Below are 15,176 nucleotides of genomic sequence, written 5' to 3'. Positions count from 1 at the left end.
ATCCTTAAAAAAAGACCTTTTCGGTCTTTTTTTAAGGATTTGCTTCTTCTACTACTAGCGAGATAAATTTATCATCTTGTGTTCTATGGTTAATAGTAACGATAACGTTTTTTTCCTTTCCATCCTCTTTCACTACAAATTGAAAGGAATCTTGTTCCTCTTGTGCTGATATTTTTTTTCGTCCTAAATATTTATAGTCTGTTACAGACTCTTCTGGATAATCTGCTTTTACAACAGCAATTGCGATGGAGCCGAATTTTTTATAATCCAGTTCCTGTACAGCTACATTATGGGACGGAAACATAAATGCCATAATTAATACCGTCACGCTAACAATAAGAATGGATAAAGATCTAGTTTTCATAAATACCTCCAATATTTTTTTCTTATTATTAGTCCCCTAACATTTTTTTATGTACCGCATCTATTTTTTTTGCTTCCTCTATCAGTGTTCTTGGAATGGCCTTATTTCTTGCCCATTCATTTGAAAAATTAATTAAGGAAGGATCGCGCTCGTCTACCAATGGACATATTTCGATTGTAAAAGCTGGCAAATGATAGGTAGTAATAAACCAATCTGTAAATCCACCCCCAATTGCATCTTTGTTAGGTGTCCCCAGCTTGTATCCTGTTTCTTTTGCGAGAACTTCTGCAATCATTTGGTCTCTTTCCTCATTAACACCGTTATTATATTGCCAAAAAATCTCTTGCCCAGACGAATGATAAGCTACAGCAATTGTTGGTTTAATTTTTTCTGTTAACTTTACAATCGCTTGTACTTCTGCTGCCTCAAATGGTGCCTTACCTTTATAATTTTTATAGGAAGGCTCTTTTTTTGAATCCTTTAAATACTCCCATCCAGCCGGATACTGTCGATTAAGGTCCACTCCTAGTCCGTTACTTTTCCAGCGCGTAAAATCATCTATACCACCATTCATCTTCTTAATTTTTCTTTTAGAAAAAAACGGGAATTTATTAATTTTCCCTTGTTGAATCGTGACTCCATCCGGATTAATCATCGGTACAATCCAAATGGAATAGGAACCGAGAAAGTTGTCTCCATTTTTCATTGTTGCTGCAATATCTTCTGTCATTTTCATTGTTAACAAAGAAGTTATCCATTCTCTTCCATGATGGGCACCAGAAAGAAGAACGCTTTTTTCTCCTGTACCTATTTGAACCGCGTAAATCTTCCGCCCAAATTCTGATTTTCCAATCGTATGCACCTGTAACTGCTTTTTATATTTACTCTTCAAAATCCAAACATCTTCTTGAAAATCTTCGTATGTATACTCTTTATTCACATCAATAACTGAATCTGCACGATATTCCTTTGGATAGATAGAAAGTAGCAATACGATGATTGTCATAATAATAAGTCGCCGTTTCATAATAACCCCTTTTTTGTTTATATTGTGAATGTGGAACATTCCTTATTCATATTACAGTCAATTTCTTCTCCCTTTTTTTACACGAAATTATACAGGTAAAAATAGAAAATCCTTTTAAATCAATATAGCCAACTTTTAGTGAGTAACATTCTTCTCTTTCGTCATATAATATAATCATCTCCTTCCCACAAAAGGAGGCATTAAAATGAATAAATCAGATTATGATCGAGCCCTATATTATACACATCGATCAGAGTGGGATAATCTTCTTATACTAATGGTAAGAACCCATGATAACTTTCTCTCAAAAAAAATCGAACAATTTCTACACGCCTACAACTTTGAACATGATTATTCTGTCATAGAAAAACATTTATATTCATTATTACGCTACATCGATCACGCCAACGATTTAGTAGAAGATGAATGGATTCACACAACCACAATGTAATCTATAGAATTCCACCAAAAAACCACGGCTTTTCGGCCGTGGTTTCAGTCTGTAGATAAACCTCTAAATTTTAGAATCGGAGCCTTAAATATGACTCATTTTCATACCCCTTACTTTTTATATTCAATTCGATAAACGTCAAATCTTCTATCCTTTAATTGGCGGACAGTTCCTCTTTGGCGTTGTCTCCTTAATATTTCTAAGTCTACATCCCCGATCATGACCATTTCGATATTAGGGTTGGTTTCGCCAACAATTCCATCTCGTGCAAATTCAAAATCGGATGGTGCAAAGATTGCCGATTGTGCATATTGGATATCCATGTTTTCTGTTTGCGGCAAATTGCCGACAGTTCCAGCAATAACCGTATAAATTTGATTTTCAACTGCTCTTGCTTGTGCACAATAGCGTACTCGTAAATATCCTTGACGATCCTCTGTACAAAATGGGGTAAAAATAATTTTCGCTCCCATATCTGTTGCAATCCGAGCAAGCTCTGGAAATTCAATATCATAGCAAATTTGAATCGCGATTTTTCCGCAATCTGTATCAAAAACCCTAATCGCATCTCCTCGTCTTATTCCCCACCATTTCCGTTCATTAGGAGTTATATGTAATTTATATTGTTTTTCAATCGTTCCATCTCGTCTAAAAAGGTAAGCAATATTATAAATTTCTTCATCATCTTCCTTCACAAAATGGGAACCTCCGATGATGTTAATATTATAACGAATCGCTAAATTCGTAAAAAGTTCAATATATTGCTCGGTATATTCTGTTACCTTTCTAATGGCCGTACTTGGAACACGTTCATCCATAAATGACATTAATTGAGAAGTAAGCAGTTCTGGAAACACAACAAAATCTGATTCTGCATTAGAGGCCACATCTGTATAATACTCCACTTGGTTGGCAAAATCTTCAAAGCTATATATTTGCCTCATCATATATTGAACGACACAAATACGCACCGGATAGCTGCTTTTGAAAAAACGTTTGGATTTTGGCATATATTCGACATTATTCCATTCCATAATCGTTGCATAACTTTTCGATTGTGCATCGTCTGGCAAATAGTTGGGATTAATTCGCATTAGCGTAAATCCATTTAATAATTGAAAAGACAAGACCGGATCGTATATTTTATGATGCAGAACTTCCTGCACATATTCTCTTGCCGTCATTTGATCTTCATACTTATAGTAATTTGGAATTCTACCGCCAATGATAATACTTTGTAAATTTAAACGTCGTACCAACTCTTTTCTAGCTTCATAAAGACGATGACCTATTTTCATTCTCCGATAAGCTGGATCTACCATTACTTCTATTCCATAAAGATTATAGCCATCTGGATTATGGTTTGTTATATATCCACCATCTGTCACTTCATCCCATGTATGGCGGGCATCATATTCATCAAAGTTAATGATCAAGCTAGAACAGGAACCGATTATTTCTCCATCATACTCTGCCACAAATTGTCCTTCCTGAAAGATATCAATATGGCTCTTTAATTGATCATTTTTCCAAGGATCCATGCCTGGAAAGCACTCTGCTTGCAGCTTCATAATCTTATCAATATCCTGATAATCAGTGTTTCGGATAATTAATTTCTTTTCAAATCTTGATAAATCCAATTTTGGCATACTATTTGACTCCCTTATAAATGTCTCTTCTTTAAAGAAATTTTACTTTCTATTTACTATTTCTACATTTCCCCATTTTTTTCAGATATAATCTATCTCCTTTAATGAAATCTAGTTTGTTTACATCAATTCCGAATACATTTATACTTTTTCTATAGTGAAAATACCTTTATTAATTTTAGTAGTAAATAAACGACAGTAAAGGAGACTCGTATGAAAGAAAAAACAAAGCAAAAGGATTCCCGAGAGAACATCTTATATTTAGCATGGATTGCAGCTGTCCTTAGCATGTTCGGCAGCCTCTATTTTTCAGAAATCAGAGAGTTTGTTCCTTGTACTTTATGCTGGTATCAGCGGATATTAATGTACCCGTTTGTAATTATTTTAGGGATTGCGGTGATACGAAAGGATTATAAAATCACCTTTTACACCATGATTCTTTCTGGTATTGGTGCATGTATTTCCATTTATCACTATTCGCTCCAAAAGTTAGCTAGCATCTTTGAAGCAGCTGCTGCATGTGGACCGGTTGCTTGTACAGGCGAATACATAAATTGGTTAGGGTTTATAACCATCCCCTTTATGGCACTCATTGGCTTTATCATTATTTTTTCTTGCAGCCTTATCATTTGGAAAAAAACAAAGGAGATGAATGAATGAAAAAAGTAATATTTTTCTTAGTCTTTATTATTATTTTATTTGCAGGGGTAGCCTTTTTATCTAATATGCAAAAAGAAAAAGCTGTAGAAGGCAATATGTATAAAAAAGATAATTTAAAACCTGAAACAATTGAATTATTAGATGATCCAAATTACCAGAATATTATTCTTCCTAGTGAACTAGAGGAAAAATTAAAAACGGAAGAAGATGTTACCGTCTACTTCTTTAGCTCAGATTGTATGTACTGCAAACAGACTACACTAGAACTAATGCCACTTGCTGAAGAATTAAATGTATCCATCGATCAATATAACTTATGGGAATTTGAAGAAGGCTGGGATAAATACAATATTGAATCCACGCCAACAATTGTTCAGTACAAAAATGGAGAAGAAGTAAGTCGAATCAACGGCTACAGAGAGCCTGCTGTATTTAAACAATGGTTAGAGGAATATAGTGTTACTAAATAAAGCAATAAGCCACCGCAGTTTCTGATAACAGCGGTGGCTTATTTTTCAATTAATTAGGAACCTAGGCAACTAAGAATAAATTATAGTAAATACTGATTATTCGCCTCTGCATACATACTAAAATTTGCTTGATTGTACGAATTTCCATTAACATCAATTTTAAAATTTGCTAAATCAAATGGGAAGAAAATATCTAAGTCCTCTAATATTTGTACATTTCTTTCGAATAAATGCTTATATTTACATTTATTCTCTGGATCCTCCAGTATATTCACAAGGGTTTGCAAACTTGCAATAACTTGATAAGATGTTTTTAACGTACTTAATAACTGTGCTTTTTCAGGAGTGATAGCAAGAACCTTCAATCGCTCGAACTTATTAATTTCCTTGTCTGAAAAATAGAAAGGAAATATCTTTGAATAAAAGGTCTGAACCAGTTCATTAATTCTTTCCTCTTGTGTTGGTGTTGATGCAAAAACAACTTTCATGAAATGAAACACCCTCTTTATTTCTTTATAAATTTACACTACACAAAGTAATAACCCTAGTCTAACATATCCCTCAAAACCATTTCTGTGGTAATTAAAACCATGATATGATAACTAAGTTAGATTTAAGACACTTTTATAATTATGACACAAAAAGATAAAGGAGATTTATATATGCTATTTGAAAGAAAAGGAGACTGGCTACTGCTTAAAATCCCTTTCCAATGGGAAGGTTTATCAATCGAGGCATTATTTTCACAAATTTTATTAGCTTCAAAAAAACAAATCCACTTATCTAAAATGGGGAAAAAAGTACAGGTAAATAACCAAAATGTTCCTTGGAATACGTTGCTTAAGCAGGAAGATATTTTAAAAATTAAGCTCTTTCAGCAGGAGCCAAATGACATTATTCCGACCTATATGGATCTCTCCATTCTTTATGAGGATGACTTTCTTCTCGTTGTTAATAAGCCAGATGGGATAGATACACATCCTCATTCTCCCGAAGATGCTTCTGCTTTATTAAATGGTGTTGCCTATCATTTGTTAATGAATGGAGAAGAACGACAATTAAAGCATATTCACCGATTGGATCGAGATACAACTGGCTGTATTCTTTTTGCCAAACACGATTTAGTCGCTAATATGCTTGATTATATGTTGAGGGAAAGAAAAATCAAGAGGACATATATCGCACTTGTACAAGGATTCCTATCGCAGAAAAAAGGAACCATTAATAAGCCTATTGGGAAGGACAGACATCACAGTAGCCGCCGAAGAATTTCAGAAACGGGACAAAATGCAATCACGCATTTCAAACGAATGAATCGATTGCCTAATCAAGGATTAACGCTTATATCTTGCACATTAGACACAGGTAGAACCCATCAGATTAGAGTTCATTTGAGCTCCATTCATCATCCGCTTGCTGGCGATACACTTTACGGTGGCCAACCAATTTTTCATCGCCAAGCATTGCATGCCGTAAAAATTCAATTCATCCACCCTATTTCTGGGGAAGAAATTACCGTCTTTGCCCCTCCAATGGACAGCCCACCTATTTTCCCTGATGACGACTGGGAAGAGTTGTTGAAATAGTTTTTCAAAAAAAAAAGGAAATGGCTTAAAAAAGCTCATTTCCCTTTTTTATTATCCATTATGTTGTTTTACGCATCCCACGCATAATCAGGCTTAAAATAAATACTAGGACAACAGCTCCAATAATACTTGGAATTAGAGCAAAATCAGCAATCGATGGACCCCAATCACCAAGAATTAATGAACCTAACCATGCACCAACAAAACCAGCAATGATATTTCCAATCACTCCGCCAGGAATATCTTTACCTACAATTAAGCCTGCTAACCATCCTATAATACCACCTATAATTAATGACCATAAAAATCCCATATTTAACACTCCTTTTTATTATAGTGTTTTATTTTTTTCATGAGACAGGGAAGAATTCATGCTGCAGCTTTATTATCCCGTACGGTTATCTTCTCTATCTGCTTGTACTTATATTTACCACCCTGTGCTGCTTTTAAACCTAACAAAAGATTCATTGTTTCATGAATATTCATACAAATGGTTCCGAACAAAAAAGATCTACACCTATTCATTATAGGGTAGATCTTTTTTTGTCCCGTTTTACAGGTACACTAATTTAAATTAAAATAGCAATTCATCTGGATTACTACCAAGTCTTTCATTCATATTTAATTGATCTATTTGATCCATTTCCACTAAGCTTAGTTGAAAATCAAATATCTCTGCATTTTCCTTGATTCTTTCAGGATGAATGGATTTAGGAATAATAATATGTCCATTTTGTAGATGCCAGCGCAAAATAACTTGAACTGGGGTTTTCCCATGCTTTTTGGCAATATAATTAAGGGTAGGTTCATTTACTAACCGACCTTTCGCAATCGGGGACCATGCTTCCACTCTGATATCTTTTTTCTTGCAATATTCTCTTAAATTTTCTTGAGAAAGTCGTGGATGTAGCTCAATCTGATTAACAGTTGGTTTTTCATTTGCATTTGCAAGTAAATGGTCTAAATGGTGCTCATGAAAATTACTTACACCAATCGCCCTAACTGCTCCTTCTTCATACAATCTCTCAAGCGCTTTCCATGTTTCAACATACTTATCTTTTCCTGGCCAATGTATCAAATACAAATCAAGATAATCTAATTCAAGCTTCTTTAAACTTGTCTCAAATGCCTTTAGTGTCGAATCATATCCTTGATCCTCATTCCAAACTTTTGTGGTGATAAAGAGGGAATCCCTAGAGACAACGCTTTCTTTTATTGCTCTTCCGACTCCTTCTTCATTTCTGTAAATAGCAGCAGTATCAATAGCACGATAACCTAGTTCCAAAGCAGTTTGCACGGTATGAAAAACCGTATCTCCCTCTTCTACTTTAAAGACTCCGATACCCAATTGTGGTTTCTCTACTCCATTATGTAGCCTTACTTTTTGTTCGATGCTATAGACCAAACAAAACACCCCCAAAATCAGAATTATCCATATAATAACACTTATTTGAATGCTTCTCTATAAATATGATTGCACTATAAAGTGAAACTTCTATATACTGTCGCTAACAATAAGCGACTACTTCCTAATATATTTTTATTTTAAGATAAATAGAACGATTTTCTCCCACCATTTCCACGGGATAATGCGTTTAACAAGGATAGTACTTTTCGTTCCTTTTCCAACTACATAACGCATTTTGGGCTGTTTTTTTTGAGCAATAGCAACTACTTTTCTAGCTAGCTCCCTTGGATCTCCATCCTTATGCCTATTTTTTTGTAAATATGTATCTAACTGATTCATGTAAGTAAAATATGGTGATGTCGCCAAGGTGGATTTCTCCGTAACTTTTTTCCCTGTTGTCCAAATATTTGTTTGAAAAGAACCAGGTTCGATGAGGATAACAGGAATTGAAAAAGGTGCTAATTCTAATCTTAAGGACTCACTCCATCCCTCTAATGCAAATTTAGAGGATACATAAGGGGACATGCCAGGAAATCCGATTTCTCCACTTATGCTGCTCATATTAATAATCATTCCTTGACCTTGTTTTCTCATAAACGGTAGAACAGCTTGTGTTACACGAATTGTCCCAAAAAAGTTTGTGTCCATTTGCAATTGATATTCTTGGATGGGTATTTCCTCTGAAAAACCAGCTCCAGCATAACCAGCATTATTTATTAACAAATCTACTCGTCCAAATTCCTGTAAATATAATGTTAAGTTTTCAACTGATTTGTCGGAAGTAATATCCAAAATAATAATTTCAATATTGGACATTACCCCCATTTTAGTTGCGATGTCGATTAATGGTTTGCTTTTATTTCTATCTCTCATTGATGCTATAACTGTATAATTTGCTTTTGCAAACTCTAGTGCCATCCATTTACCAAACCCACTGTTTGCACCTGTTATTAGGACTACTTTCTTCTCCACTGTTTCACCTTTTCCTTCATATATATGGCATTAATTATTCGTCAATCCTTTAAACATTCCACTTACTTATATTCACTACTTAACATGGACATCATATAGATGGATTGGTAGTTATCGTTTAATTTTATTGCTTCGCGCTGTAATCCTTCTATCTTAAAGCCTTCTGATTCATAAAGAGACTTTGCACGATTATTATGATCGACTACCTCTATCCATAACCGATTTGCTTTCCTTTCGGTAAAAGCCCATTTTTTTATTAACTGAAGCATTTTTCTTCCATATCCCTTCCCTTTCTCGGAAAAGGCAATTCTTTTTATTTCGATGCTATTACTTTCATCTTCCAGTCCATTAATTAAGACATAACCAACTGGTTTTTCCGATGCTTTGTCTAGAACAATCAAATGTAAGAGATTAGAATCAGTTGATATCGCTTTTTTATGTTCCTGTAATGACCATTGTAATATATAAGGACTATTTGTGGGATCATTTTCAGTACTTATCACATAGGCGAGATCCTTCTCTAGGGTTTTTCGTATCAAAATAGTATCATCCATTAACAATTTTCTTCCTCCTTACTTGGACATTATGTTATTACTATATTCTGAAACAATAAATTGGACACTTTATGGGCAGAGAAGCAGATTGTTACGATTTTATCTCTGTAAATAGACGATAATTATTAAATTAGTGCGAACTTTGTAAAAATGTAATGTTATTTTCTTAAAATTTTGTAAACCAAATATTAAGATTTTGTAAATTTCTTTATAAAATACTAGGATATTCGACAACTTTCCTATACAATATGTAAGGCTTAGTCATATTTTGTTATATATTAATGGAGGTAACCGCAATGGTTTTTAAAAAACAAGATAAGTTTGCTGTTATGTTAAAAAATATCGCTTCAAATTTAAAAGAAGGAGCAGATTTTTTTGCTGACTATAAATTAACAAACGTTAGCGATTTAAAAACTTTTTCTGAAACAATGAAGGAAATTGAAACAAAAGGTGATACATATGTTCATGAAGTTATCACAGAATTAAATAAAGCATTTATTACTCCCATTGAAAGAGAAGACATTCTAGCTCTTACAATGAGCATGGATGATGTATTAGATGGCCTTGAGCATACGGCAGCACTATTTGAAATGTACAACATCATTAGCGCTGACGAATACATGCTTCGTTTTGTGGAAGAAATTAAGAATTGTGCAGTTGAAATCGACAAAGCAGTGGATCTGCTTACAACCAAAAAATTACCTAAAATTAGAGAATATGCGATTAGAATTAAAGACCATGAATCTAAATGTGATGGCATTTTACGTCAATCCATTAAAAACCTATTCTCTGTAGAAAAAGATCCTATTCGCATTATCCAATATAAAGAAGTGTATGAAAATCTTGAGGATATTGCTGACTACTGTCAAAGTGTTGCAAACACACTTGAGAGTATTATTATGAAGAACGCGTAAGGAGTCTTTTTCCAATGAATACACTATTAATACTTACTATATTAATCGTTGTCTTTGCATTAGCATTTGATTTTATCAATGGCTTCCATGATACAGCCAACTCAATTGCAACTGCAGTGTCAACAAAAGCCTTAAAACCGAAACATGCGATTATTATGGCAGCATGTATGAACTTTATAGGTGCGATGACATTTACAGGTGTTGCAAAGACGATTACAAAAGGAATAGTTAATCCTTTTGATTTAACAAATGGATCACTAGTTATCCTTGCCGCATTAATCGCTGCTATTATCTGGAACTTAGTTACATGGTATTATGGGATACCAAGTAGTTCTTCCCATGCCATTATTGGATCAATCGCTGGAGCTGCTATTGCATCTTCCGGATTTGCTTCCCTTAATTACACTGGATTTATTAAGATTATTCAGGCATTGATTCTTTCACCAATCATCGCCTTTATCGTTGGATATATTGTTTATTCGATCTTTAAATTTTTCTTTAGAGATTTAAACTTAACAAAAACAAATAGACGCTTCCGCTATTTTCAAATATTCACGGCAGCATTGCAGTCTTATACTCATGGTACAAATGATGCCCAAAAAGCAATGGGGATTATCACAATGGCTTTATTAGCTAATAATTATGTTACAACAGATGAAGTTCCGTTTTGGGTACAGTTTGCCTGTGCCGCTGCAATGGGTCTAGGAACATCTGTTGGTGGATGGAGAATTATTAAAACAGTAGGTGGAAACATCATGAAAATTCGCCCAGTAAATGGAGTTGCAGCTGACCTAACAGGCGCAATGATTATTTTTGGGTCAACTTTAATCCACTTACCAGTTAGTACAACTCATGTTATTTCTTCTTCAATCCTAGGTGTTGGTTCATCACACCGATTAAAAGGGGTTAAATGGGGAACAGCACAAAGAATGCTCATTACATGGGTAATTACATTACCAATTTCAGCTAGCATAGCTGCAATTTGTTATTATATCTTGCACTTCTTTTTTTAAGTAATTTTTTTGTATAAATATCATTATAAAGGTTAGTGCTATTTACCCGCGGCCTCACCGCTTTCCGTGGGACGAGCGGTGAGACTGCTCAGTATCTCTAATAACTTATTATTATTAAATAATCTAGTCATACAAAAAAATCTTTACCAAATTGGGTAAAGATTTTTTTGTATTTAAAGCGAAAGCAATCTTTCTGTAACCTTTCTTATAAGCAATGGCAAGGTTTGGAATGTGTATGGCTTATATACCCTTTCTGTCCATTTATGCCCACCTTTTCCATAGACACCAATATTTAAAGCAGGGATATTTAAATTACTCATTTTTTCAAGATCTATTGGAAATAACGTATGCATTCCTGGAAAATTTGCTTTTACTGTTTCAATCTCTGCTTGATCTCCATTAAATGCTAAAAAGCTTCCGTCACATAAATAAGGGAAATATCCTCTTAATGGAAATTCTTCCTTATATTCCTCTTCCGATTCGTGTAATACTTCTTTAAGTGCTTCTTTTAAAGAAACAGATTTTTCATCCTCTTGTAACGTATTAGATGGTAAAAATGGTGTAGCAAAAAAGAGAATAACGCGAGGCTTCTTTTCCGGATCTAATTGCTGTAAGGATTCCACTAATGCAAAAGCTTTTAGACGATCATCTAAATCCTCAGGTAAGCTAACTAGTAAAGATTCCAACAGCTTTTCTGGTTCCTCTCCACTCTTTTTTAAATAGTCCATGTATTCTTGAAGAGTTATCACATCTGTTTTCCAATTAACCGAGCGTTCTGGCAGCTGATTCGCTTTCCGAAATGCCAAATAGTTCTCAGCTAATTCGCTTTCTATTTTTGCGCATGCTGCTTCGGCAATTTTTTTTAAGACGACTAAAACTTCACTTGGTGTTTTTTTATAAATAAAATAATTAAAATACATCCTGGTACTAAGAGGCGTTTGCACATTATAGCTTTGCTTATTTTCTTTCATGAATAAACAACTAGGTGGCAGCACTAATTCATTATCCAGCTTTTCGGCTAGCGAAAAATTCTGATTAATGTTTCGATTAATCTCTGAAGCGATTAACGTTGGGTCAATACCAAGTAAGCTTTCACCAACATGCGCCTCTCTTCCTAGGATCGAAAAACACGGCAATAACTTACCTGCTCCGCCACAATATACATATTTTGCTTTATCCCCATTATATAAAGGAGAAATAAAATCATTATTAATAGCCGCTACATAGCTTAATCCTCTTTCTTGCTGAAGACGAACAAGTTCATCTAACGCGCCTCTTATGCCAATATGTTGATTCTCCTCATCGACATTGAATAAAACTAGAATATTGCCATCTAGCTTTTCTCTATTGTTCATATAATAGAGAAGATTCACGAGATGAATACTTATTCCACTTTGCATATCAAGAGAACCTCTACCAAACATCCACTCTCCACTCTGTGCATCTTCTCGAGTCTCTTCGTCCCCTTCGTACCCTTGGAAAAACTCCGCTAATTTATCGGGATTATGTGCAATATCTTTTAGCTTTCCATAATCTTCTATTCCTACTGTATCTACATGCGCATGGTAAATGACCGTTTCTTTTTTATCTGTATTTCCTTGCAAATATGCCCATACATTGAACCGTTTATCACCATCCAATTCCTGTTTCCAAACATGATTTGGATGTGTTTGAAAATAAGGAAAAGAGCTAATTATTTCAAATAAATAGTTAGCCTTATTTACTTCCCCAGCAGTTCCATTATAGCTTTCGATTTGAATAAGTTGTTTCGTTAACAATTCAACTTGCTGTTCCGTCCTTAAAGATGATAATTGATTATACATGCTTTCATCCCCTGATTTTTCTTATTAAATTTAAGTTTATTGCTATTCTACCTATCTGACAACTTATTTTTCTGTTTTTTCAAATAATTATTTAAGTTATTTGATGATTCTTATTAAGTTAACTTCGCTCTTCCTCCACTGAGAGTTAGTTACACTTATTGGACCATTAGGCAAGATTCGCACCACCTTAGCTTCCTCGATTTTCCGCAGCTTGAGCTTGGGATCTTACCACCCGTTAAGAGTGGGATAAAATTTTCCTTTTTTCCCCTCTATGAATCTCTTCTATTTTTATTGTTTAACACATAGGTATAAGTACAATGGACAAGGTAAAGTTAGGATGATGTTTATTGATAGAAAAAATCGCTGCTACATTTGTCGGGAGCTTACTAATAGGTATTGGAGTTAATGGATTTTTAGTACCTCATCATCTTTTAGATGGAGGGATTATTGGAATTGGGCTTATTCTTCATTATCACTATGGAATTCCAACAGGTCTTTCGATGATTCTTTTAAGTATTCCTTTGTATATACTCGTTTGGTTTTACAACAAAGAATATTTTATTTATGGTATTTTTGGATTTCTTATTTCTTCCTTTTCCATTGATATTCTTTCTTTTTTAAGGAATTTATTTTCATTGAACGTTGTATTAAGTGCGATTTTAGGGGGAGTTGTTATTGGAGTAGGTATTGGTCTCATGCTTCGTTTTGAGACAAGCACTGGTGGGACTGATCTTCTTGCCCAAGTTCTCTCAAACATTCTATCTATTCAGGTAGGAGTCATTATTTTTCTAATAGATGGGATTGTTTTATTGAGTGGCTATAAAATTGTTGGGTTTTCTACTTTTATTGCATCGTTTATAACCATCTTCTGTGTAGCAATTTTTACAACTTTATTATCGAAAAAAAGAATTTCCGTCTAGTAATTAAAAGGAGAAGCATCTCTTGCCTCTCCTTTTAATTACTAGACTTGCATTTTAATTCCAATCATTTTAGGATTTTTGAGTATTTTTATAATAAACGACCTGAAAGCCATTATCCTTTCGTTCATGAACAATTAGTTCTCCCAAACTAATATCATCTTCTATTACCATGATGGAGTATGTTTGCTTATTTTCTAGAGCTTCCTCACTACTTGAATTGCATGGATGAGCGGAAAAACAAGTGTAAGCGTGCTTCCCTTTCCATATTCTGATTCAACCATCACTTTCCCATCATGCGCATTCATTATTTCTTGAACAATGGAAAGCCCTAGTCCTGTGCCACCAATCTTTCTCCTATCCGTATTATCTACTCGATAAAACTTAGTAAATAATTTATCCATTGCCGTTTCTGGTATTCCTAGACCTTCATCTTTAAAAGCTACACGTAGTTGATCAAGCTCTTTATATATGTTAATCTCAATTTTTCCTCCATTTGGAGAATACTTAATAGCATTACTTAAAAGATTAGCCATCACCTGTTCCATTTTTGCTTTATCACCAATAACCATCGTTTCCTCTACCAATTGGTTAATTTGGATAATATGAGAGGGAGTATTAATAGATAAATTATCCTTTACTCTTTCCAATATTGGCAAAAGATCAATATTTTTCTTTTCATAGGTTTGTTTCCCTGCTTCCATCCTCTGTATGTCTAGGAAATCATTTATTAAGGATGTCAGTCTTTTCGCTTCTCCATATATCGTCTGTAAATATTTCTTCTGCTTTTCCACTTTTAATTCTCGATTAATCATTAATTCGGTAAATCCAAGAATACTTGCTAGCGGTGTCCGTAGCTCATGGCTTACAGTGCTTACGAACTCAGACTTCATTCTATCGACTTCATATTCCTTCGTTATATCTCTATAAACTAGGATTGTCCCAAATTTGACGTCTCCTCTATAAAGTTCCTCTGCATAAATGTTAATAACTCGCCCATCTTTCATGAAAGCACTATAAGACTTGTTCTGTTTTTCCTGAATCGATGCTTCGATGTACTGCAGTAACCCTTCCTCATCTTTAAAGTGAGCTGTTAATTGATGCTTCCATTCATCCCATCCACAGCCTGAATAAAATATCGTTTCTTTCGATTCTCCGACTATTTCTTCAAATTTATCATTTACGAGAATTATTTCGCCTATTCCACACACTACCTGAAGATCTTTCTCCTTTTTTAATCGATCAAGCATCCCTTTGAGTACATGATTTTTAAGTTGCTGCCTGATTAATCATTTTCATGTCTACTATTATATAGAATGAATTTTCATCTAGATAGAACAATATCTAGATGGATTCATTTTCTACATA

General features: G+C 34.3%; 18 protein-coding genes. 7 read left to right on the top strand and 11 right to left on the bottom strand.

The genetic code is table 11. From position 1 onward, the window contains the following. Positions 1-31: 31 nt before the first annotated feature. Together HHU08_RS06430 and HHU08_RS06425 are read right to left on the bottom strand one after the other, a co-directional pair. Positions 32-364 carry a DUF3889 domain-containing protein gene (locus HHU08_RS06430; protein ID WP_016201897.1) on the bottom strand — a complete coding sequence of 111 codons (333 nt, stop codon included), beginning with the start codon at positions 362-364 and terminating at the stop codon, positions 32-34. 28 nt (positions 365-392) lie between these two features. Next, positions 393-1,391 carry a M14 family zinc carboxypeptidase gene (locus tag HHU08_RS06425; protein ID WP_169188059.1) on the bottom strand — a complete coding sequence of 333 codons (999 nt, stop codon included), beginning with the start codon at positions 1,389-1,391 and terminating at the stop codon, positions 393-395. A 205-nt stretch (positions 1,392-1,596) separates the two neighbouring features. Here HHU08_RS06425 and HHU08_RS06420 point away from each other — a divergent pair, with 205 nt between their 5' ends. Continuing rightward, positions 1,597-1,842 (top strand): YhdB family protein, encoded by a 246-nt coding sequence (locus HHU08_RS06420; RefSeq protein WP_101730386.1) that lies wholly within the window; start codon positions 1,597-1,599, stop codon positions 1,840-1,842. Positions 1,843-1,952: 110 nt separating this feature from the next. Here the strand turns inward: HHU08_RS06420 and HHU08_RS06415 are convergent, their stop codons facing one another. Beyond that, positions 1,953-3,491 (bottom strand): bifunctional GNAT family N-acetyltransferase/carbon-nitrogen hydrolase family protein, encoded by a 1,539-nt coding sequence (locus HHU08_RS06415; protein WP_101730387.1) that lies wholly within the window; start codon positions 3,489-3,491, stop codon positions 1,953-1,955. 213 nt (positions 3,492-3,704) lie between these two features. Between HHU08_RS06415 and HHU08_RS06410 the strand changes: the two genes are divergently transcribed. Both HHU08_RS06410 and HHU08_RS06405 read left to right on the top strand, forming a co-directional pair. Further along, positions 3,705-4,151, top strand: coding sequence for a disulfide oxidoreductase (locus HHU08_RS06410; RefSeq protein ID WP_101730388.1), 447 nt, complete (start codon positions 3,705-3,707; stop codon positions 4,149-4,151). Then, positions 4,148-4,621, top strand: coding sequence for a thioredoxin family protein (locus HHU08_RS06405; protein ID WP_169188058.1), 474 nt, complete (start codon positions 4,148-4,150; stop codon positions 4,619-4,621). The genes HHU08_RS06410 and HHU08_RS06405 overlap by 4 nt, the downstream gene beginning before the upstream one ends. Before the next feature lie 80 nt (positions 4,622-4,701). Here the strand turns inward: HHU08_RS06405 and HHU08_RS06400 are convergent, their stop codons facing one another. Beyond that, positions 4,702-5,109, bottom strand: a complete 408-nt coding sequence (locus HHU08_RS06400) for a DUF5365 family protein (protein ID WP_016201891.1) — start codon at positions 5,107-5,109, stop codon at positions 4,702-4,704. Between the two features lie 174 nt (positions 5,110-5,283). Here HHU08_RS06400 and HHU08_RS06395 point away from each other — a divergent pair, with 174 nt between their 5' ends. Further along, positions 5,284-6,207 (top strand): RluA family pseudouridine synthase, encoded by a 924-nt coding sequence (locus tag HHU08_RS06395; RefSeq protein WP_169188057.1) that lies wholly within the window; start codon positions 5,284-5,286, stop codon positions 6,205-6,207. A gap of 58 nt (positions 6,208-6,265) precedes the next feature. On the opposite strand, the gene HHU08_RS06390 is transcribed toward HHU08_RS06395, so the two are convergent. The 5 genes from HHU08_RS06390 to HHU08_RS06375 form a co-directional block, all read right to left on the bottom strand. Next, positions 6,266-6,520: a GlsB/YeaQ/YmgE family stress response membrane protein gene (locus tag HHU08_RS06390; protein WP_016201889.1), complete on the bottom strand. Its 255-nt coding sequence runs from the start codon at positions 6,518-6,520 to the stop codon at positions 6,266-6,268. Positions 6,521-6,576: 56 nt separating this feature from the next. After that, positions 6,577-6,711: a hypothetical protein gene (locus HHU08_RS25415; protein WP_263479830.1), complete on the bottom strand. Its 135-nt coding sequence runs from the start codon at positions 6,709-6,711 to the stop codon at positions 6,577-6,579. A gap of 70 nt (positions 6,712-6,781) precedes the next feature. Continuing rightward, positions 6,782-7,612 (bottom strand): aldo/keto reductase, encoded by an 831-nt coding sequence (locus HHU08_RS06385; protein ID WP_016201888.1) that lies wholly within the window; start codon positions 7,610-7,612, stop codon positions 6,782-6,784. Between the two features lie 135 nt (positions 7,613-7,747). Next, positions 7,748-8,587, bottom strand: coding sequence for an SDR family oxidoreductase (locus HHU08_RS06380; protein ID WP_101730392.1), 840 nt, complete (start codon positions 8,585-8,587; stop codon positions 7,748-7,750). A gap of 62 nt (positions 8,588-8,649) precedes the next feature. Further along, positions 8,650-9,141: a GNAT family N-acetyltransferase gene (locus tag HHU08_RS06375; protein WP_040342801.1), complete on the bottom strand. Its 492-nt coding sequence runs from the start codon at positions 9,139-9,141 to the stop codon at positions 8,650-8,652. Between the two features lie 296 nt (positions 9,142-9,437). On the opposite strand from HHU08_RS06375, the gene HHU08_RS06370 reads away from it, so the two are divergent. Beyond that, a complete protein-coding gene (locus HHU08_RS06370) occupies positions 9,438-10,055 on the top strand; it encodes a DUF47 domain-containing protein (RefSeq protein WP_016201885.1) in 618 nt (205 codons plus the stop codon). A 14-nt stretch (positions 10,056-10,069) separates the two neighbouring features. After that, positions 10,070-11,068 carry an inorganic phosphate transporter gene (locus HHU08_RS06365; RefSeq protein WP_016201884.1) on the top strand — a complete coding sequence of 333 codons (999 nt, stop codon included), beginning with the start codon at positions 10,070-10,072 and terminating at the stop codon, positions 11,066-11,068. Positions 11,069-11,241: 173 nt separating this feature from the next. Here HHU08_RS06365 and HHU08_RS06360 read toward each other — a convergent pair whose 3' ends face one another. Continuing rightward, positions 11,242-12,891, bottom strand: coding sequence for a M20/M25/M40 family metallo-hydrolase (locus HHU08_RS06360; RefSeq protein WP_169188056.1), 1,650 nt, complete (start codon positions 12,889-12,891; stop codon positions 11,242-11,244). A gap of 347 nt (positions 12,892-13,238) precedes the next feature. Between HHU08_RS06360 and HHU08_RS06355 the strand changes: the two genes are divergently transcribed. Next, positions 13,239-13,811 (top strand): YitT family protein, encoded by a 573-nt coding sequence (locus HHU08_RS06355; RefSeq protein ID WP_016201882.1) that lies wholly within the window; start codon positions 13,239-13,241, stop codon positions 13,809-13,811. Between the two features lie 194 nt (positions 13,812-14,005). Here HHU08_RS06355 and HHU08_RS06350 read toward each other — a convergent pair whose 3' ends face one another. Then, a complete protein-coding gene (locus HHU08_RS06350; RefSeq protein ID WP_169188055.1) occupies positions 14,006-15,058 on the bottom strand; it encodes a sensor histidine kinase in 1,053 nt (350 codons plus the stop codon). Positions 15,059-15,176: the final 118 nt, after the last annotated feature.

This window comes from Niallia alba (genome assembly GCF_012933555.1).
Taxonomy (GTDB): Bacteria; Bacillota; Bacilli; order Bacillales; family Cytobacillaceae; genus Niallia; species Niallia alba.
Note: the sequence above shows the minus strand (reverse complement) of the source record. Positions and strands in the feature narration are given on the sequence as shown.

Excerpts from the sequence above, each read along its gene's own strand:
- HHU08_RS06430 (WP_016201897.1), bottom strand. The coding sequence starts at position 364 with ATGAAAACTAGATCTTTATCCATTCTTATTGTTAGCGTGACGGTATTA.
- HHU08_RS06425 (WP_169188059.1), bottom strand. The coding sequence starts at position 1,391 with ATGAAACGGCGACTTATTATTATGACAATCATCGTATTGCTACTTTCT.
- HHU08_RS06420 (WP_101730386.1), top strand. The coding sequence starts at position 1,597 with ATGAATAAATCAGATTATGATCGAGCCCTATATTATACACATCGATCA.
- HHU08_RS06415 (WP_101730387.1), bottom strand. The coding sequence starts at position 3,491 with ATGCCAAAATTGGATTTATCAAGATTTGAAAAGAAATTAATTATCCGA.
- HHU08_RS06410 (WP_101730388.1), top strand. The coding sequence starts at position 3,705 with ATGAAAGAAAAAACAAAGCAAAAGGATTCCCGAGAGAACATCTTATAT.
- HHU08_RS06405 (WP_169188058.1), top strand. The coding sequence starts at position 4,148 with ATGAAAAAAGTAATATTTTTCTTAGTCTTTATTATTATTTTATTTGCA.
- HHU08_RS06400 (WP_016201891.1), bottom strand. The coding sequence starts at position 5,109 with ATGAAAGTTGTTTTTGCATCAACACCAACACAAGAGGAAAGAATTAAT.
- HHU08_RS06395 (WP_169188057.1), top strand. The coding sequence starts at position 5,284 with ATGCTATTTGAAAGAAAAGGAGACTGGCTACTGCTTAAAATCCCTTTC.
- HHU08_RS06390 (WP_016201889.1), bottom strand. The coding sequence starts at position 6,520 with ATGGGATTTTTATGGTCATTAATTATAGGTGGTATTATAGGATGGTTA.
- HHU08_RS06375 (WP_040342801.1), bottom strand. The coding sequence starts at position 9,141 with ATGGATGATACTATTTTGATACGAAAAACCCTAGAGAAGGATCTCGCC.
- HHU08_RS06370 (WP_016201885.1), top strand. The coding sequence starts at position 9,438 with ATGGTTTTTAAAAAACAAGATAAGTTTGCTGTTATGTTAAAAAATATC.
- HHU08_RS06365 (WP_016201884.1), top strand. The coding sequence starts at position 10,070 with ATGAATACACTATTAATACTTACTATATTAATCGTTGTCTTTGCATTA.
- HHU08_RS06360 (WP_169188056.1), bottom strand. The coding sequence starts at position 12,891 with ATGTATAATCAATTATCATCTTTAAGGACGGAACAGCAAGTTGAATTG.
- HHU08_RS06350 (WP_169188055.1), bottom strand. The coding sequence starts at position 15,058 with ATGCTTGATCGATTAAAAAAGGAGAAAGATCTTCAGGTAGTGTGTGGA.